Here is an 18,034-nt window from a genome sequence, read left to right as displayed (position 1 = left end):
ACCATACTGAGCATCGTTCGCCGGGACGCACGTCCCGGCGCTGCTCGAAGGACGGTCAGATGCTCGCAGGGGAGCCCCGGGGCCGGGCAGGTACGTCCGCCGAGGCCACGGCGCCGAGGATCGCGGCGGTCGACGCGTTACGCGGCTTCGCGCTGCTCGGCATCGTGGTGGTCAACATCACCTACCTCGCCTCGGGGTACCGGATGGCCGGGCTGGCGACGCCGACGTTCTCCGCACCGCTCGACTGGGAGGTGCGCTGGTTCGTCTCGATCCTCTTCGAGAACAAGTTCTACATGCTGTTCGCCTTCCTGTTCGGCTACAGCTTCACCCTGCAGATCGACTCGGCCCACAGGTCGGCGACGAGGTTCGCCCCCCGGTTCCTGCGCCGCCTGGGAGGGTTGTTCCTGCTCGGACTGGCCCACGCGATCCTCCTGTTCCCCGGTGACATCCTGACGACGTACGCGGTCGTGGGGCTGGTCCTGCTGGCGATGCGGCGGATCGCCCCGCGCACCGCGCTGATCGTCGCGCTCGCGCTCACGGTGGCGCTGGCCGCGGGGATGTTGCTGCTGGCGGCGCTCGCGACACTGGGCACGGACGCCTCTCAGGCCATGTCGGAGAACGCGGCGCAGGCCGCCCTGTCCGACGAGGCGCTGCACGGCTCCGCCTCCATGATCATCAATGAGCACCTGCACAGGCTCGCCAAGATCTTCGTGCTGCGGGTCTCCTTCCAGGGGCCCACGGTGCTCGCCGCCTGCCTGGTCGGGCTGGCCGTGGGCAAGCTGCGGCTGCTGACCGACCTCTCCGGGCACACGGCCACGCTGCGGCGGATGCAGTGGGCGGGGTTCACCGTCGGGCTCGCCGGGGCGCTGGTCTACGCGCACTCGACCTGGTCGGGCGGCGGGCACGCGTACCACATGGTCGGCCAGGCGGTGAACCTGCTCACCGCGCCGCTGCTCGCCGCCGCCTACGCCGCGACCCTGCTGCGCCTGCTCCCGGCGATGCCGCGCCTGGCGGGGGCGCTCGCGGCGCCCGGCAGGCTGGCGCTCACGAACTATCTGGCGCAGTCGCTGATCAGTTCACTCATCTTCACCGGCTACGGGCTGAGCCTGGTCGACCGGCTCAGCCCGTTTCACGTCGTGTCGATCGGCGTCGGCATCTTCGCGGCGCAGTCTCTCTGGAGCCTGTGGTGGCTGCGTCGCCACCGCTACGGGCCCGTGGAGTGGGTGCTGCGCTGGTTCACCAACTGGCGCAGGCCCTCCCCCTCCGCCTCCGCGGGCGCCGCCTAGGCTCCGGTGCGGTCGCTCCATCTGACCTCGTACGGCCTGAGCTGGAACTCCCTGCCGTCCACGACGGTGGTGGCGGGCGCGTCGGTGGTGTTGACCATCACGAGCTGGCGCTCCTGGGCCAGGACCCGCACCTGCGTGTTGGAGGAGGTGACCGTCTCCAGCGTGACCCCGAGGGGGAACCACTTGGTGAAGCCGCTCATGATGCCCGCCATGGGCATCTCGACGCCGGTGGTCGGGTGCCACAGGCAGCCGGGGCACGCCTGGTTCGCGTCGATGGACTTGCGCTGAGGGTTCCAGAAGAGCGAGGTGGTGACGCCGCTGGTGGCGAACTCCATCATCGCGGCCGTGTGGACGGCGATGCGGCGATCCTCCTCCCAGTCGCTGTTGTTGGGTTCGACGTACCATTCGGCCCACCAGACCGGCAGGTTTCCGCTCTTCTCCTGGAGCCACCTGGTGAGGGCGCCGAACTTGCCCAGGGCGGTGAACTCGTCGGGGAAGGCCCCGGCCTCCTTCGTGACCGAGGCTCCGTCGACGACGATGAAGTCGGCGCCGTCCTTGTTGTCGATCCAGTAGCGGACCGCCTCCAGGTCGCGCTGGACGATGCTCCCCCACGGCCCCTGGATCTCCGCGCCCCGCTCGGGGACGGTGGTGCTGCCGACGGAGACGTAGGGGCCGCCGACCTTGATGTCCTTGTCGACGGCCTTCAGCGCGGCGTAGACCTTGTTGTACAGCTCGGTGTAGCCCTCGATGTCCCAGCGGTTCTGGGGGGTGTTCCAGAATCCCTTCAGCTCGTTCCAGACCATGAAGTGCTTGACGGTGGGGTAGCGCTTGGCGACGGTCACGGCGAGCTTGGCGTAGTCGTCGAAGTGCTCGCGCCGGGGTGCGGTCTCCAGCTGCGTCCAGTCGGTCCTGCCGGAGCTGCCGCCCTTCATCCAGTCGGGCGCGCAGCACAGCGTGATGATCGGGACGGCCTCGGAGCCGGCCATGAGTCTCACCCTGCGGTCGAGGTCGCGGAAGTCGTTCTTACCCGGCGCCGGCTCGGGATTGCCCGCGCCCCAGCCCATGATGTGCTGGTTCTGCAGCATCGGGACCCGGCTCAGCAGGTGGGAGGCGGCCTCGGTGACGTCGCTGCCCTCGTTGTCGGCGCTGAACTCCGTGTGGGTGATGCCCCAGCGCGGCCATTCCTCGAGGGAGGGGGGTGCCTCCAGCACGGGTGCCGGCTCCGTCGGAGCCGCGGTCATGGCCTGTCCGCGGGGAACGTCCGGCTTCGCGGCGTAGGCGATGATGCCGACCACGAGCACCACCGTCACGACCATGGCTCCCAGTGCGACCGGCCAGGCCGGGCGCCGTCGCTGGTGCCGTCCGTTAGTCGGTATCACCGAATTCCTCAATCCTCGCAGGTCAACGAATGTAGCGTTCCACAGCGGCAGCGGACCGTGACGGTGCCTCGACATGGTTCACAGGCAAGCGTTACCGGCCATGCCGCCAGCGTATCCAGGGTGGCTTGCACAACGCTTGAAACTTCTACCGTAGTTCCCGCCCGCTCTCCAGCCGCCGGGCCACCGCCGGGCCCGGCGACCGCGAATCCCCGGCGAGCGGGTCGGATCGGTGAGCCTCCCGGGACTCTCAGAACAAAGGAGACGGGCCCGTTGTGAGCCGCCGGTCAGTCTCCCAGGATCCGCAAAGCCCGCTCGACGAGCGTGGGGACGGCGGCGCCGATCTCCTCGAAGCCCTCGCCGACGGTCTTGCCCTGCTTGAACCTGGCGTGGATGCCCTCCACGATGACGGCGAGCTTGTAGTGGCCGAAGGCCACGTAGAAGTCCAGGTCGGACAGGTCCGCGCCGGAGACCTTCGCGTAGTGGGCGGCGAACTCGCGGGCGGTGAGGAAGCCGGGGGCCACGGTGACGCCCGCCGCGACCGGGACCGAGGCGCGCTCCTCGTCACCGGGGTCCTGCCAGTAGGTGAGGGTGAGGCCGAGATCGGCGAGGGGATCGCCGAGCGTGGACATCTCCCAGTCGACGACGGCGAGGATGTCGGGATCCGGGGACAGCCGCACGAGCGTGTTGTCGAGCCGGTAGTCGCCGTGCACGAGCGCCGAGGCGGACCGCGCCGGCAGTCGCTCGCGCAGGCGGGCCACCAGGCGGTCGTACGCGGGCAGTTCGGCGGTCTTCGACCGCTCCCACTGCTGCCCCCAGCGCTCCAGCTGGCGGGCCATGTATCCCTCGGGACGCCCGAAGTCCCCCAGCCCCGCCCTCTCGTAGTCGACGGCGTGGATCGCGGCGAGCACCTCGGCCAGGCGCTCCGACAGCCGCCGCGTCTGCTCGGGGGTGAGTGCCCAGGCGTCCTCCCGGGTGCGCACGGCCGCGCCGTCCACGTGTCCCATGAGATAGAAGGGCGCCCCGATCACCGCCGGGTCCTCGCAGAAGGCGACCGGCTCGGGCACGGGGACGGAGGTCGGCGCGAGTGCCGAGATCACCCGCCACTCGCGCCTCATGTCGTGGGCGGTCGGCAGCACGTGCCCCAGCGGCGGGCGGCGCAGCACCAGGCGGCGCCCGGGGGTCTCCACGACGTACGTCAGGTTGGATCTGCCGCCCGCGATCAGGGAGACCCCGGTAGGCTCACCGACGCCGGGGACATTGGCCGCGATCCATCCGACAAGGTGCGACCAGTCGATGCCAGGGGTGCTCATAGCCACCAATTAGAACGTCACTCGGACCGGCGGCGCCAGCCGGGGTCTCCCAATGAGATTCCGAAACGTTGCGATGTACACAGCCTGCCCTCAGTTCCGTCCTTTATCGTTACATTACGTCCCTCCCAGCATGCTTGAGCTTTACGGCATCCTTCGGGATGACGTAGGGGACCCCGCACATCCCAGTAGGAGCTCATGCGCGTCTCAGTTGTTCAGCCCCGTGATCTCGGACCGGCCGACATCGACCGATGGAGAGTCCTTCAGAGCGCCGACCCCGCCTTCGACACCCCGTTCCTGTCGCCGGAGTTCACCGTGACCGTCGGCGCGCTCCAGGAACGCGTCCGGGTCGCGGTGCTGCACGACGGTACGGACACCGTGGGATTCTTCCCCTTCGAACGCCACCCGATGGGCATCGGCATGCCCGTCGCCGCGGGCCTGACCGACGCGCAGGGACTGGTGCACGCCAAGGACGTGGAGATCGACGCGCAGCGGCTGATCAGGGCGTGCGGCCTCGCCGTCTACGAGTTCGACCACCTGGTCTCCGGGCAGCCGCTGCTCCAGGCGGGGCACAGCAGGCACCCCTCGCCGATCATCGACCTCCGTGACGGCCACGACGCGTACATCGAGACGATCAAGGTCACCTCCGGCAAGACCTACCGCTCGACGGCGTACAAGAGCCGCAAGCTCCAGCGCGACGTCGGGCCGCTCCGGCACGACTACGCCACCACCGACCTGGCGCCGCTGCGCACGCTGCTCGGTTGGAAGACCGAGCAGTACCGCCGCACCGGCCGCACCGACAGGTTCGCCAAGCCGTGGATCGTGGAGCTGGTCGAACGCTTCCTCGCCACCGACACCGAGCACTTCGGCGGGGTCCTCGACATGCTGTACGCGGACGGGCGGCCGGTCGCCGGGCACTTCGGGCTGCGCACCGGTACGACCCTCGCGGGCTGGTTCCCCGCCTACGACACCGCCTTCGCGAAGTACTCCCCCGGCCTGATCCACCACCTGGCCATGGCCGAGAAGGCCGCCGACGCCGGAATCCAGGTCATCGACATGGGCCGCGGCGAGAAGGAGTACAAGGAGAAGCTCAAGAACGGCGAGTACGAGGTCGCCGAGGGCAGGGTCGCCAGGCTGAGCCCCGGCGCCGGGGTCCACTGGATGCTGCGGGTCCCGGTACGCAAGGCACGCGGCACGGTCCTGGCGAGCCCGCTGCTGCGCACCACCGCCGACCGCGCGCTCAAGACGTACGGCCGCTTGCGGACGTCCATACAGGCGTGATCCGTCCGCCGTGGTTTGGGAACGGTCCCACGCCACGGCGGCACCCGCCCTTCGGGTTCGGGCGGCCGGTCACACGATCCGTCCGCCCTCCCCTGACGGCCGGTCGGCCCACCCGCTCGAAAGGCCGGTGGCCGGTCAACCGATCAGCTCGGCGACCACCGAGACACCCCGCCTGACGTCGGCCCGCGACGCGGAGCCGTAGCCGATCACCAGACCGTGCCGCAGCCGCGGCCCGTGGTAGTGGCGGGCCATCGAGTCGAGCAGCACCCCCCGGGCACGGGCGGCCTCGACCAGGGGCGCGACCGCGTGCTCGGGCAACTCCACCATGACGTGCAGGCCCGCGGTGTCGCCCGTGACCCGGGAACCGAGGATCTCGACGACCACGGCGCGGCGGCGCGCGTACTCCAGGCGCGTCCGGCGCAGGTGCCGGTCCAGATCCCCCTTCTCCAGGAGCACCGCCACCGCCTGCTGTGCCGGACCGCTCGTGCGGTCGGCGAGGGCGTCCCTGGTCACGGCGAGGGTTTCGACGAGGCTCTGGCGGGCGACCAGCCAGCCGACGCCGATGTCCGGCGTCAGGATCTTGCTCAGGCTGCCCAGCAGCACCACCGACGCGGGGTCGAGACCGTAGAGGGCGGGCAGCGGGGCGACGTCGTAGCGGAACTCGGCGTCGTAGTCGTCCTCCACGACGATCGCGCCGGTGCGGCGGGCCCAGGCCAGGAGGCGCTCCCTGCGCGGGATGGGCAGGCGCCCGCCGAGGGGGTACTGGTGGGCGGGGGTGGTGTGCAGGACGCGCAGGTCGCCGGGGAGTCCGTCCACGACGACACCGTCCTCGTCGACCGGGCAGGGCACGATCTCGGCGCCCCGCCCCGCGAAGACGTTCCTGGCGACGCGGTAGCCCGGCTCCTCCACGCCCGCCCGGTCACCGGGCCGCAGAAAGGTGGCGGCGACCAGGCCGAGCCCGTTGCCGGTGCCCCGGGTGACCATCACGTTCTCCGGGCCGACGGGGATCGCCCTGGTCCTGCGGAGATGCTCGGCCAGCGCGGCGCGCAGCCTCGGCAGGCCGCGCGGGTCGGGGTCGCTCACCGGAGGCAGGTCGGCCGCTCTCCGCCAGGCCCTGCGCCAGGCCGTCCTGTCGTAGTCGTGGACCCACGGCCGCCCCGGGCGCAGGTCGATCACCCCCTGCCCGCTCTCGCTCCGGTAGCCGTTCCACCCGCCGTGGTCGCCCCCTTCGAGCGGCACGGGGACGGGGGCCCGCAGCCCCTTCTCCTCCACGGCGGGAAACGTCATCTCGGCCACGTAGGTGCCCGAGCCGTGGCGTCCCTCGACCCAGCCCTCCGCGTACAGCTGCTGGTACGCCTCGGTGACGACGGTGCGGCTCACCGCGAGTTGGCGGGCGAGGGCACGGGTGGAGGGCAGGCGCTCCCCCGAGGTGAGGGCGCCGCCGCGCATGGCGTCCCTGAGGCTGTCGCCGAGCTGGACGGCGAGCGCCGTGCCCGCCTCACGGTCCACCGATACGGGTAGGTCGACGGAAGGGCGTGGCAAAGTGGTCTCCTGTAAGAGCATTAGAGTGGACGTGTTCTCGGTATCCACTTCTTTCTAGGTTAGGGTCATGCTCTCTACGACTCCCCGTACCACCCTCAACCGCGCGAAGGACAAGGCCAGGACCTCCCGCGAGGACCTGTACGCGGTGCTGGACGCCGGACTGGTCTGCCACCTGGGCGTCGTGAGCCGAGGCTTCCCCATGGTCGTACCCACCGGTTACGGCCGGATAGACGACACCCTCTACCTGCACGGTTCCACCGGCGCGACCTCCCTGCGCGACGCGGACGAGGTCTGCGTCACGGTGACCCACCTGGACGGCATCGTGCTGGCCCGCTCGTCCTTCAACCACTCGGTCAACTACCGCTGCGCCATGGTCTACGGCCGCGTCCGCCGGGTGGAGGACCCCGAGGAGCACCTCGCCGCGCTGCGGGCGATCACCGAGCAGCTCGCCCCCGGCCAGTGGGAGGCCGCCCGCAAGCCCACCCGCAAGGAGCTCGCCGCGACCATGGTGCTCGCCCTGTCCCTTGAGGAGGCGTCGGTGAAGGTGCGCCAGGGCCCGCCGGTCGACGAGGACGAGGACTACGAGCTGCCGATCTGGGCCGGGGTCCTGCCGCTCCACCAGTCCTGGGGAGCCCCCGAGCCCGACCCCGCGCTCACCGCGGGCCTGGCCGTGCCCGAGCACATCGCGTCGAGGACCATGCCCGCCCCGCCGGAGATGCCGGCCGCGAACCTCCCGCTCTAGCCGCGGGGAGCGCTTCGAAAGCCTTCCTGCCCGCACCCGCATCGCCGTCGGCACCGGCGACCGGCTCCTCCACCGCGTCGGCGGAGGAGCCGGTCGCCGGTGCCCGGCGGGCCGTCGTGAGGCCGCCGGCGAACCGCGACGTAGCGCCGAAACCGGGGATTGATCGGGATTTCGGTCCTGTCGCGAAAGCCGCCCGTCCGGGTCGGCCACGGTGGATAATCACTGATCAGCTCCACTCTGTGAGACTGATCCCCGGTTAATGAGCGGAATGCCGTTATCTATCGCTAAGCTGCGGTTCGTCTGTTATGGGTGGGGGCCCAGACAACTGAGGAGACCGTTATGTACGGCACGCCATCGGCCTGGCGAGTCCCCGGATACACCGAGATCCGCGAGTTGGGCGCCGGTGCGGCCGGGCGTGTGGTGATGGCTCGGCACGACGCCGACGACATCATGGTCGCGATCAAGTATCTGTCCGACGAGCTCAGGAGCGACGTCGGGTTCGTGGCGCGCTTCCGGCACGAGGCGAGGCTGCTCAACGCCCTGAGCAGCCCGCACTCCGTCCGGCTGTACGACTACGTGGAAACCGGCGACGGCGCGGCCATCGTCATGGAGCTGATCAACGGCGTCCCCCTGCGCGCGCTGCTGCGCTCCGAGGGGCCGACCGGTCCCGAGGCGGCGCTGCTCGTGCTCAAGGGCTCGCTCCTGGGGCTCGCCTCCGCGCACTCGGCGGGCGTGGTACATCGCGACTTCAAGCCGGAGAACGTGATGGTGGAGGCCGACGGGAGGAGCAAGCTCGTCGACTTCGGCATCGCGGTCCGTTCCGGCGACGGCGACCTCCCGGCGGGCACGCCGCCCTACATGGCCCCCGAGCAGTGGGTGGGCGGGCCCGCGGGACCCGCCACCGACGTCTACGCCGCCACCGTCGTGTTCTTCGAATGCCTGACCGGCACCCGGCCCTTCCGCGCCACGAACGTCGCCGCGCTGGCCCGCCAGCACCAGATCATGCCGCCGCCGGTCGAGGAGGTGCCCTCCGCCCTGCAGGGACTGGTCGAACGCGGCCTGGCCAAGCACCCCGCCGACCGGCCGCCGACCGCGAGCGCGTTCCTCACCGAACTCGAAGCGGTGGCCGCCGACGCCTACGGCCCCGACTGGCAGGACCGCGGCCGGCGTCGCCTGGCCGCGGTCGCCGGGCTGCTCGCCGGGATGTTCCCGATGGAGGCGCCCGTTCCCGGGGCCGACACCTCGCTGGCCATGACCGAGCTCGACGGCGGCGACCTCGACGGGACGAGAACCTCTTCGGTCGGCAGGCTGGGCATCAAGATCCTCGTCGGTGTCGGCTGCATCGCGGTGATCGGCGGGCTGACCGCGGTGCTGGTCGGCTCCGGCGACCCCACGGAGATCCAGTCGCAGGGTGCCGTCACCTCGCACAGTCCCTCCCCCTCCGACCCGCTGGAGACGCTCGCCCCCGAGGACGACCCGGACGAGCTCGACGAGCCGGTGGAGGAGTCTCCGTCCGCGGGCACCCCCACCCCCACCCCGACGCCGACCCCGAGCACCACGACCACCTCCGGTCCTCCGCCCGTGGCACCCACCGCGACGTCGGCGGCCGCGACGCCCACAGCGTCGGCGAGGCCCACCAGGAGACCCACCACCCGGCCGACGACGGCCCCGACGCGGCGGCCGTCCACGGAGCCCACCCCGGAGGAGAGCACCACCCTGGACGGTCCCCGCGACCCCGACCGTCCCACGACCCCGCCGCCGTCGGCCACCCCGACCCGGCCGACGACCGCCCCCACCCAGCCCACGGCCCAGCCGACCCGGACGCCCCCTACGCGGACGCCGTCGGGACCGCCCCCGGAGCCCACTCCCACCCGCACGGACCCCTCCTCGCCGGGCACCGAGCCGCCTCCCACCCTCTCCAGCTCACCTTTGCCGCCGGTCGAGACGGCCCCCGCGGCGTTCCTCGCACTGGGCCTGGTGACGAGCGGTGTCGTACCGTTCACACTGGCCGTCAAGCGCGGCATGACGGGACGGCACCGGAGACGCCGGTAGACCGGTAGACAGGGGAACGATCGCGATCATGAATATCACCCCATGAGCACCGATCGCGGAGACATCGCCGGGTTCCGGCTGACCGGCCGTACCCGGGCGGACGACCTGGGAGTCCGGTCGTCGGCCGTCGCGCCCGACGGACGACCGGCCGGTGCGCTCAGATTCGACCCGCGGCTGGTCGCCGATCCCGCGGCGCGCGAGCGGCTGGTCGCGGCCGTGCTCGCCGATCGCGGGCTCGCGCGAGGCGGCGTGACCGGGCTGGTCCCGGTCGCCGACCTCATCACGGCGAGGGACGAGGTCTGGCTGATCACCTCGAAACCGGTCGATCCGACGGTGGGCGACCTGCTCTCTGCCGGGCCGGCCTTCTCGCCCGGATCGTCCCGGCCCGACGCGGGCAGCGCGGCCACCGTCCTGGTGGAGACCGCGCAGACGCTGCTGGCCGTGCACGCCGCCGGGCTCGCCCACGGACAGGTTCACCCGGGCACCGTGGTGATCGCCTCGGACGGGTCGGCGCTGCTCACCGGGCGAGGGCTGGCCGACGCCCTTCTCGGCCGCCCCACCGCCCCGGAACGTGACGTGGCGGCCTGGGCTTCGCTCGCCCGAGGGCTCGCCGCGACCTGGGCCTCCGCCGATCGCGGGGCCGCGGCGCTGCTGGAGAGGGCGGCGGCCACGGCCTCCACCAGGGGGCTCGCCCCCGCGCGTGACGCGCTGCTCGCCGGGCGCGACGTGCTGCCGTCCGGGTTCACCACCCGTGACAGGCTCGTGGAGACCCTGCACCTGTGGCCGGCGCACGAGGCACCCGCTCCGGGCGGTGCCGCGCCCCCCGTACGGCCGGCCCCGGACGAGGGGGAGGTCGCGACCCTGCTGCACGTCCCGAGGGCCGATGAGCCGCGCGCCCGGGAGACCGGCGAGTGGGCCCCCGGGGGCGACCGGCGGGGGGCCGAGGAGGTGGTCATGCGGTTCGGTCCCGGGGTGCCCTCCGAGACCACGGCAGCCCAGCTCTGGCGGGCCGGAAGGGACCAGCAGCAGACCGAACCGCCCTCCGGCAGGCTCGACGCGGGTGCGGCCCCCCGCGCGCGTCGCAGACGCGGCCGTACGATCCTCGCCTCGGTGATCCTCGCGCTGATGGTCGTGGGCGCGCTGGCACTCTGGCTGTTCCGGGGTTCGGCGACGCCTTTGGAGGTGACGAAGGTGGACGTCAGCGCCCCGAAGAAGACGCAGGGGTGCGACACCACGGTAAAGATCACCGGCGTGCTGTCCACCAACGGCGCGGGCGGCGAGGTGCGCTACCAGTGGAAGCGGAGCGATCGTAAGAAGCCGATCGCGCAGACCGACCAGATCCCGTCGGGGACGACCTCGCACGAGGTGAGCCTGGAGTGGACGGTCAAGGGTGAGGGAAGTTTCAAGGGAACCGCCACCCTGGTGCTGCTCTCCCCGGTACCCGAGGGGAAGAAGATCCAGGACAAGGCTACCTTCGCCTACAAATGTTCATGATTGATCACCAAGGTCCACAATGCGACACAAAGCCGTTCTTACTACTCTGGCGGCCATGACCACGCAGACCCCCTCCGGCTGGTACCCCGATCCCTACGGCTCACCGTTGTTGCGGTGGTGGGACGGCAACCAGTGGACCGACGCCACCCACCAGGCGGACGCTCCCGCCGGACAGGGCACGGCGGAGGGGCCACGGACCGGCCCCTCCCTCCAGCAGCACCCGGCGGGGCCCGACTCCCGGCAGGCGGGCCCGCCTCCCGCGCGGGAAGGGGCGCACGGGGGTGGTCACACCGGCCCGTGGACCCAGCAGGCCGGCCCCGGGGCGGCGGGCACGGGACAGCCGCTGTGGGGCGGCGGGCCGCCGAACGGCGACACGGCGCAGATGCCCATGCCGCCGCACGGCGGCTACCCGTCCGGGCCTCCGCCGCGCAAGAGCAGCCCTCTCCCGTGGATCCTGGGAGGCGGAGGCGCGCTGATCCTCGTGATCGTGATCGTGGTCGCCGCGATGTACCTGATGAACCCCGACGGCACGAACACCGCGGGCAGGTCTCCCGCACCCCGGACACCACCCCCCACGGCGAGCCTGGAGCCCACCGAGCCGACTCCCGAGGCGACGCCCGCACCCTCGGGAAGCGCGCCGCCCCAGGCGGTGGACGGGCGCGTCACGGACCCGGTGACCGGCCTGTCGTTCGAGATGCCCGAGGGGCCCTGGGAGGTGCCTCCCACCGTCGGCGGCGGGCTCGGGTTCGTCTGGAACAGCGCGGCCATCGCCGTCGCCCAGGAGAACTTCGACGGCAGGGGCGGCGACTGGCTCGGCAACGTGCTCACCGGCGAGCTTCCCGACCAGTACGGCTACCAGGGCGTCGGCAGCCTGCGTTCGGCCGCCGCGACCCTGCTGCAGGTCGTGGAGCCCGCCTTCTACAGCCCTCCGCACAAGCGGAACATCGTCGAGGACAAGGCCGTCAAGGTGAGTGGCAAGGACGCCTGGCTGCTCGTCTTCGACCTGGACTTCTCCGAGCAGTCCGAGGTCAACGGCTGGAAGTGGAAGCGGGAGCGGGCCGCGTTCTTGATCGTCGATCGTGGCGAGAACACCCGTCCGGCGCTGGCCTACGTCTCCATACCGGACAATCTGGACATATCTGCAGTAGACAAGGTGATCAAGTCATTCAAGCTGCCCTGAAGTGAGTACTACCCTGAGGGCTATGAGTGACCTGCTGGTCTGGATCGACTGTGAGATGACCGGGCTCGACCTTGGCCGTGACGCGCTTGTCGAGGTGGCCTGCGTGGTCACCGACGGCGAGCTGAACCAGCTTGACGAGGGGGTGGACGTGGTCATCAAGCCCCCGCCCGAGTCCCTTGAGCAGATGTCGGAGGTGGTGCGGGAGATGCACACCGCCTCCGGCCTGCTGGAGGCGCTGGAGGGCGGCGTCACGCTGGCCGAGGCCGAGTCCATGGTGCTCGAATACATCAGGGGCCACATCCGGGAGCCGAAGAAGGCCCCGCTGTGCGGCAACTCCATCTCCACGGACCGTTCCTTCCTCGCCCGCGACATGCCCGCCGTGGACGGGTTCCTGCACTACCGGATGATCGACGTCTCCTCGGTGAAGGAGCTGGCCCGCCGCTGGTACCCCCGGGTCTACTTCGCCTCGCCGGAGAAGCAGGGCGGCCACCGGGCGCTCGCCGACATCGTCGAGAGCATCCGGGAGCTGCGTTACTACCGCGCGGCGGTCTTCGTGTCCCAGCCGGGCCCCGATTCCGCCACTGCGAGGGAACTGGCCGAGAGCGTGTCCACGCGCAGGCCTTGAACGTTTCACGAGAAACCCCGTACGAAACGACTCCCAAAGACCGCTACACTTTTCATGTGCTGCTGCGGCGGCGATGGTGGGCGTAGCTCAGTTGGCAGAGCGCTAGGTTGTGGTCCTAGATGTCGGGGGTTCAAGTCCCCTCGCTCACCCCACTGGAACGGCCGGTCCTTAAGGGCCGGCCGTTCCGCATTTCCAGCCCCATTACCCACCAAAAGTGGATATTGCAGGTTATGCTCGCTGCTATCGCAACGCCGTTAGGACCGGGGGTTTCGGCGACCTGACCGTGTTTCAGCCACGGAGGCCGGATGAGAGTCGACGATGCCCCGTTCGACGCGGAGCCCAGAGCCGTTACGGGTCTGAGCAGGCGTGAGACCGAGGTCATGGAATTGATCGCGATGGGGCGCTCCAACGGGCAGATCGCCCAGCACCTGTTCCTGAGCGAGAAGACCGTGAAGAACCACGTGAACCGGATATACGCCAAGCTCGGCGTCGACTCGCGGGTCACCGCGATCGACCTGTGGCTGGAACGGGCCGCCCACGAGGAGCCGCAGCGCCACTAGTGCCGCGTCCCTTGAAGCAGGTGGACGAACCTACGGCGCGGGGTCCGTGGCTGTGGCGAGGATCACCCCCAGGGCTGGGCGTGGGCGTTGAGTTGCGCGGTGGCGAGGGTGGCCGCGTGAGCGATCTCGGTGGCGTCGGCGAAGGTCCGCCCCGTGAACGCGGCCCGTCGCAGTAGCCGCCACCAGCCTTCGGCCAGGTTCAGCCGGCAGGCCTTGATCGGGATGAACACCTGGCGGATGCGCGGGTGACGCAGCAGCCATTGCCGGACCCGCCGGCTGAAGTGGCTGGACAGGTTGTCGGTGACGACGACGATCGGGCCGCGCCGGTTGGCCTTGCCGATCTGCTGGAGTAGCTGGATCCAGCCGTCGCTGTTGCGCGAGGGCGCGCAGAAGGTGAGCTCGATGCCATCACGGATACGCAGCGCGCCGTATTCAGGAACGTCGCACTAGGGCCTGTGAGGCGTACCAGGCGGGATCGTCCTCGTCGTTGACCTGCCGGCAGATCAACCCGGCCCCGTCGGCTCCGGCCTGGAGCGCGGCGAGGGTCCCGTCCAGAGCCCGGCGCACCACCGGCGCCGGAACAGCCCGTAGATCGTCTGCCAGGGCCCGTACTCGGCGGAGATGTCCCGCCAGGGCGACCTGCGGATCCGCCGGCGCACACCGTCGAACCGAGGAACCATCGGCCGTGTGGACAGGCGTGGGCCCGCAAGCCGCCGAAGCCCGCTCGCACCATCACCCCGCAGAGCGGGCGCTCACCGCCCACGAGCCTCCTGGTGCAGGTTGCGGAAAAACGACTTTCCCACCCTTGACACACAAAGATGTAGTAAACAAAAATGATTACTGCTGGTAGACGGCATGTTTAACGAGGAGTGGTAGTGGACCCGATGCATGACGACAGGGCGGCGCTGGGGGCACGCATCCGCGCGATCCGCCGCGGACATCGGGTCACGGTTCGGGCACTCGCTGACAGCGCAGGGCTCAGCCCGGCTTTCATCAGCCAGATCGAGAACGGCAAGGCCAATGCCAGCTTCGACGCGCTCCGCAAGATCGCCTCCTCGCTCGGCTTGACGTTCGCGGAGCTCTTCGACACGTCGACGCCGAGCAGCGGGAAGGTCCTTCGACGAGCCGAGCGGCCCCAGCTTCCGACCGGGGACGGCGTGCGGAACTTCAGCATCACCCGGCCGCCGGTCGGGGATGTCGAGGTGGCGGTGTCGGAGTACGAACCGGGAGCCTTCAGCGGCGGACCCGACTACACCCACGGGAACTCGCGGGAGGTCGTGGTCATCCTCAAGGGGCGGTTCTCCTTCGAGCTGGGAGGTGAGACGTTCCTCATGGAGCCGGGAGACAGCTTGGACTTCCGTACGAACGTCGCTCACATGATCACCAACGTGGGCACCGAGAAAGGCGAGGCGCTGTGGGTGGTGAGCCCGCCGTCGCTTCCGCATCAACCGTGAGGTAGCGGCCTCCCGCATGACCGGCCGGGCATCGCCGTTCGGCCGACATCACCGGCGGACAAGTGCTCCGCCGAGACAAGGAACGACAGATGAGTACTTCAGCCATGCCATTTTCCGGGTTGGCACACAACCTGGCGATCACCGGGAGCATCCCGGCGATCGACCATCACTCCCATGCGGCGTATGTGCGACCCGGTGAACGACTGGACACGTTCGACGCGCTGGAGATCGAGGTCGCGGCCGGCTACGTCGAGTCGAGGATCCCGGCGGATGCCTACCGGCGCTACGTGCGGGCGATGCGAGCAGGTGACCTCGAGGAGGCATCCGGCCTGGCGAGGCAGCACGATATCGATCGGCTTCAGAACGCCGGCCGGGTCCTGTATGAGACGACGGGGTTCGGTCGGGCACTCCGGCTGGGATGCGACGTGCTGTACGGCCCCGTCGGCCGGGACCGCCAGCTGGAGATCGCGCGTGAACGGCTCGGCGACTATCGCAGGCTGTATGACGAGGCGTTGGCGCTGTCGTCCACGAGCATGGTCCTGACCGATGTGCCGGAGCTGGACCCGGTGGCCTGGCCTGCGGAACGCTATCGGCAGATCGCCCGGATCGATCCGTACATGTACCCCTTCGGTCATGACCCCTATACGGGGCGTGGCTTCGACACGCCACGTTTCGCGGCCATCCTCGCCGAGAAGCTCTCCACCGAGCTGCACAACCACGGCATCGGCGCCCTGCCCGACACTCTCGACGAATACTGCGAGTTCGTCACCCGTTCCCTCACCCAACGGGTGAGCGCGGGAGTCGCGGGGTTCAAGATCGTCTCCGCCTATCTTCGCTCGCTGAACTTCGAGCAGGTCGACATCGGGGAGGCCCGCGACGCCTACCGGCTCCTTCGGCACGCTACTCCCGGGCAGCCCCGACCGCAGGCACGCCAGGCCCTCAGCGACTACCTCGTCAACGTCATGGCGCACCTTGCGGTCGAGCTGGACGTCCCCGTTCAGATCCACGTGGGGATCGGTCACAGCGAACCCGGGCTGCGGATCGCGAACGCGAACCCTCTGCTTCTCGAGGAGTTCTTGAACACTCCCTCGTTGAACAGGATGCGCGTCATCCTCATCCACGGCGGATACCCCTACTCGTCGCAGCTCGGGGCGCTCGCTCACTCGCTCGGGAACGTCTACCTGGACTACTCCTGGATGCCCTACCTGCACACGCATCTGACGGAGCGGGTGCTACAGGAATGGCTGGAGTTCCTTCCCGCGCACAAGGTCGTCTACGGCACGGACACGGCTCACCCCGAAGTCCATGTAGGCGCCACGCTGCGGGCTCGCGAGGCGCTGGAGAACGTCCTTCAGACCGGCCTGTCCGATCGGCTGTGGACGGCGGCGCAGGCCACGACGCTCGCCGAACGGGTGCTGAGCCGGAACGTCTCCGACCTGTACGGGCTCCCACGATGAACACCACGGCCGTGCATGCCCACCTCGCCGGCGACCTTGCCCACGACCTCACGATTCTCCGGCGCCCGCCGGCGGTATTCACGGCCGGCCGCCTGGTCCCGGCAGGCGGCGACGATGAGCGCTGACCAGGAACACGCTCCTGCCGCACAGGCTGTCCACGCCGGCGCCCTCACCTCTCAGCGGGAACCCGGACCTGCCCCGACGGGGACGCCGTCATCGGCGTGCACCGCGCCGGACCAGGGGCGCACAGAGCATGACCTGCTCGGCGACCGGCTGGTCGACGCCGACGCCTACATCGGCATCCACACCGTGCGTGCTCTCGAGAACTTCCCGATCACCGGGCTCGCGATCGGCAGGCACCCTGATCTCGTAGTCGCGCTGGCATGCGTGAAAGCAGCCGCGGCCCGAGCCAACAACGACATCGGCCTGCTCGACGACCCCGCAGCAGCCGCCATCGATCACGCCTGCGCCGAGATCATCGGCGGCGAACTGCACGATCAGTTCGTCGTGGACGTGATCCAAGGCGGCGCAGGCACGTCCACCAACATGAACGCCAACGAGGTGATCGCCAACCGGGCGTTGGAGCTGATGGGACGGCCGAAAGGTGACTACACCACGATCCATCCGGTGGAACACGTCAATCTCGGCCAGTCCACCAACGACGTGTATCCGACCGCGATCAAGGTGGCTCTGCACCTCGCGATCCGGAGGCTCCACGCCGCCCAAGCGCGACTGGCGGACGTGTTCCTGCAGAAGGCCGACGAGTTCGGCCAGGTCCTGAAGATCGGGCGTACCCAGCTGCAGGACGCCGTCCCGATGACCCTCGGCCAGGAGATGGCCGCCTACAGCACGATGGTGGCCGACAGCAACGAGCGGATCCTCGACGCCTCCAATCTGCTGACCACGGTGAACCTGGGCGGGACGGCGATCGGAACAGGTATCAACGCCCACCCCCGCTACGCGGCCATCGCGTGCGAGCATCTCCGACAGATCTCCGGTGTCCCGGTGACCCTGGCGCCCGATCCGGTGGCAGCGACCCAGGACACCGGTCCGTTCGTCCACTTGTCGGGAACCCTCAAACGATCGGCGGTCACGCTCTCCAAGATCAGCAGCGATCTTCGGCTGCTCTCCTCGGGCCCACGTGCCGGACTCGCCGAAATCAACCTCCCACCCGTCCAGGCCGGATCCTCGATCATGCCCGGCAAGGTCAACCCGGTCGTTCCGGAGATGGTCAACCAGGTTGCGTTCGAGGTCATCGGAAACGACCTCGCGACCACCCTGGCCGCGGAGTCCGGTCAACTCGAGCTCAACGCCTTCGAGCCGATCATCGTCCACAGCCTCCTGAAATCGATCACTCACCTCACCGCCGCGTGCACCACGCTCACGGATCACTGCGTACGCGGAATCACAGCCGACGAACATCGCCTGCACGAAACCGTCCAACGCTCCATCGGCCTGGCCACCGTACTGAACCCGCGAATCGGCTACAGCGCAGCCAGCACGATCGCCGCCGAAGCGCTCGAAACCGGGCGCACCATACCGGACATGCTCGCCGACACGAGCCTTCTCTCCCCCGCCGAGCTTGACGAGATGCTCACCCCGGAATCACTCATCCCCTCCCTCCGGCCCCGGAACGCGACCTAGCTCACCCGGTCCGCCCATCTGATCTCAAGCC

Annotated in this window: 16 protein-coding genes and 1 tRNA gene; 12 read left to right on the top strand and 5 right to left on the bottom strand. The window is 69.8% G+C overall.

Translation table 11 applies throughout. The features are described 5' to 3' along the window. Positions 1-59: 59 nt before the first annotated feature. Positions 60-1,286, top strand: coding sequence for a DUF418 domain-containing protein (locus ACFY3D_RS27775; RefSeq protein WP_389984463.1), 1,227 nt, complete (start codon positions 60-62; stop codon positions 1,284-1,286). Here the strand turns inward: ACFY3D_RS27775 and ACFY3D_RS27770 are convergent. Together ACFY3D_RS27770 and ACFY3D_RS27765 are read right to left on the bottom strand one after the other, a co-directional pair. Next, entirely contained in the window at positions 1,283-2,665 is a 1,383-nt protein-coding gene (locus ACFY3D_RS27770) for a xylan 1,4-beta-xylosidase (RefSeq protein ID WP_389984460.1), read from the bottom strand. The two genes, ACFY3D_RS27775 and ACFY3D_RS27770, sit on opposite strands and share 4 nt — an antisense overlap. Before the next feature lie 284 nt (positions 2,666-2,949). Next, on the bottom strand, positions 2,950-3,975 hold the full coding sequence (locus ACFY3D_RS27765; RefSeq protein WP_389984457.1) for a phosphotransferase family protein: 1,026 nt from the start codon (positions 3,973-3,975) through the stop codon (positions 2,950-2,952). A 195-nt stretch (positions 3,976-4,170) separates the two neighbouring features. Here ACFY3D_RS27765 and ACFY3D_RS27760 point away from each other — a divergent pair, with 195 nt between their 5' ends. Beyond that, positions 4,171-5,253, top strand: coding sequence for a GNAT family N-acetyltransferase (locus ACFY3D_RS27760; RefSeq protein WP_389984454.1), 1,083 nt, complete (start codon positions 4,171-4,173; stop codon positions 5,251-5,253). A gap of 135 nt (positions 5,254-5,388) precedes the next feature. Here ACFY3D_RS27760 and ACFY3D_RS27755 read toward each other — a convergent pair whose 3' ends face one another. Next, positions 5,389-6,795, bottom strand: a complete 1,407-nt coding sequence (locus ACFY3D_RS27755; RefSeq protein WP_389984451.1) for a PLP-dependent aminotransferase family protein — start codon at positions 6,793-6,795, stop codon at positions 5,389-5,391. Positions 6,796-6,862: 67 nt separating this feature from the next. Here ACFY3D_RS27755 and ACFY3D_RS27750 point away from each other — a divergent pair, with 67 nt between their 5' ends. From ACFY3D_RS27750 to ACFY3D_RS27720, 7 genes are all read left to right on the top strand, one after another. Then, the gene (locus ACFY3D_RS27750; protein ID WP_389984449.1) at positions 6,863-7,537 is read left to right on the top strand and encodes a pyridoxamine 5'-phosphate oxidase family protein; all 675 of its coding nucleotides are present in this window, start codon (positions 6,863-6,865) and stop codon (positions 7,535-7,537) included. 339 nt (positions 7,538-7,876) lie between these two features. Then, positions 7,877-9,589 (top strand): serine/threonine-protein kinase, encoded by a 1,713-nt coding sequence (locus tag ACFY3D_RS27745; RefSeq protein WP_389984445.1) that lies wholly within the window; start codon positions 7,877-7,879, stop codon positions 9,587-9,589. 42 nt (positions 9,590-9,631) lie between these two features. Beyond that, complete coding sequence (locus ACFY3D_RS27740) at positions 9,632-11,083, top strand: hypothetical protein (RefSeq protein ID WP_389984442.1); 1,452 nt, start codon at positions 9,632-9,634, stop codon at positions 11,081-11,083. Positions 11,084-11,138: 55 nt separating this feature from the next. Continuing rightward, a complete protein-coding gene (locus ACFY3D_RS27735) occupies positions 11,139-12,263 on the top strand; it encodes a DUF2510 domain-containing protein (RefSeq protein ID WP_389984439.1) in 1,125 nt (374 codons plus the stop codon). 22 nt (positions 12,264-12,285) lie between these two features. Then, positions 12,286-12,888 (top strand): oligoribonuclease, encoded by a 603-nt coding sequence (orn, locus tag ACFY3D_RS27730; RefSeq protein WP_350945247.1) that lies wholly within the window; start codon positions 12,286-12,288, stop codon positions 12,886-12,888. A gap of 76 nt (positions 12,889-12,964) precedes the next feature. Then, positions 12,965-13,040, top strand: a tRNA-His gene (locus ACFY3D_RS27725). A 153-nt stretch (positions 13,041-13,193) separates the two neighbouring features. Further along, positions 13,194-13,448, top strand: a complete 255-nt coding sequence (locus ACFY3D_RS27720; protein ID WP_389984436.1) for a LuxR C-terminal-related transcriptional regulator — start codon at positions 13,194-13,196, stop codon at positions 13,446-13,448. Between the two features lie 62 nt (positions 13,449-13,510). On the opposite strand, the gene ACFY3D_RS27715 is transcribed toward ACFY3D_RS27720, so the two are convergent. Next, positions 13,511-13,870: a transposase gene (locus tag ACFY3D_RS27715; protein ID WP_389984845.1), complete on the bottom strand. Its 360-nt coding sequence runs from the start codon at positions 13,868-13,870 to the stop codon at positions 13,511-13,513. A 10-nt stretch (positions 13,871-13,880) separates the two neighbouring features. Beyond that, entirely contained in the window at positions 13,881-14,018 is a 138-nt protein-coding gene (locus ACFY3D_RS27710) for a hypothetical protein (RefSeq protein ID WP_389984433.1), read from the bottom strand. A gap of 314 nt (positions 14,019-14,332) precedes the next feature. On the opposite strand from ACFY3D_RS27710, the gene ACFY3D_RS27705 reads away from it, so the two are divergent. From ACFY3D_RS27705 to ACFY3D_RS27695, 3 genes are all read left to right on the top strand, one after another. Next, positions 14,333-14,902 carry a helix-turn-helix domain-containing protein gene (locus ACFY3D_RS27705; RefSeq protein WP_389984842.1) on the top strand — a complete coding sequence of 190 codons (570 nt, stop codon included), beginning with the start codon at positions 14,333-14,335 and terminating at the stop codon, positions 14,900-14,902. 89 nt (positions 14,903-14,991) lie between these two features. After that, entirely contained in the window at positions 14,992-16,359 is a 1,368-nt protein-coding gene (locus tag ACFY3D_RS27700) for an amidohydrolase family protein (RefSeq protein WP_389984430.1), read from the top strand. Positions 16,360-16,473: 114 nt separating this feature from the next. Beyond that, complete coding sequence (locus ACFY3D_RS27695; protein WP_389984427.1) at positions 16,474-18,003, top strand: aspartate ammonia-lyase; 1,530 nt, start codon at positions 16,474-16,476, stop codon at positions 18,001-18,003. Positions 18,004-18,034: the final 31 nt, after the last annotated feature.

The organism is Streptosporangium sp. NPDC000509, from assembly GCF_042898365.1.
Lineage (GTDB): Bacteria > Actinomycetota > Actinomycetes > Streptosporangiales > Streptosporangiaceae > Streptosporangium.
The sequence above is the reverse complement of the archived record's forward strand: the minus strand, read 5'-3'. Positions and strand labels throughout refer to the sequence as shown.

What these genes read in the sequence shown, in the direction of transcription:
- ACFY3D_RS27735 (WP_389984439.1), top strand. Translation starts at nt 11,139, where the DNA reads ATGACCACGCAGACCCCCTCCGGCTGGTACCCCGATCCCTACGGCTCA.
- ACFY3D_RS27740 (WP_389984442.1), top strand. Translation starts at nt 9,632, where the DNA reads ATGAGCACCGATCGCGGAGACATCGCCGGGTTCCGGCTGACCGGCCGT.
- ACFY3D_RS27695 (WP_389984427.1), top strand. Translation starts at nt 16,474, where the DNA reads ATGAGCGCTGACCAGGAACACGCTCCTGCCGCACAGGCTGTCCACGCC.
- ACFY3D_RS27765 (WP_389984457.1), bottom strand. Translation starts at nt 3,975, where the DNA reads ATGAGCACCCCTGGCATCGACTGGTCGCACCTTGTCGGATGGATCGCG.
- ACFY3D_RS27760 (WP_389984454.1), top strand. Translation starts at nt 4,171, where the DNA reads ATGCGCGTCTCAGTTGTTCAGCCCCGTGATCTCGGACCGGCCGACATC.
- ACFY3D_RS27750 (WP_389984449.1), top strand. Translation starts at nt 6,863, where the DNA reads ATGCTCTCTACGACTCCCCGTACCACCCTCAACCGCGCGAAGGACAAG.
- orn (WP_350945247.1), top strand. Translation starts at nt 12,286, where the DNA reads ATGAGTGACCTGCTGGTCTGGATCGACTGTGAGATGACCGGGCTCGAC.
- ACFY3D_RS27700 (WP_389984430.1), top strand. Translation starts at nt 14,992, where the DNA reads ATGAGTACTTCAGCCATGCCATTTTCCGGGTTGGCACACAACCTGGCG.
- ACFY3D_RS27745 (WP_389984445.1), top strand. Translation starts at nt 7,877, where the DNA reads ATGTACGGCACGCCATCGGCCTGGCGAGTCCCCGGATACACCGAGATC.
- ACFY3D_RS27705 (WP_389984842.1), top strand. Translation starts at nt 14,333, where the DNA reads ATGCATGACGACAGGGCGGCGCTGGGGGCACGCATCCGCGCGATCCGC.
- ACFY3D_RS27775 (WP_389984463.1), top strand. Translation starts at nt 60, where the DNA reads ATGCTCGCAGGGGAGCCCCGGGGCCGGGCAGGTACGTCCGCCGAGGCC.
- ACFY3D_RS27720 (WP_389984436.1), top strand. Translation starts at nt 13,194, where the DNA reads ATGAGAGTCGACGATGCCCCGTTCGACGCGGAGCCCAGAGCCGTTACG.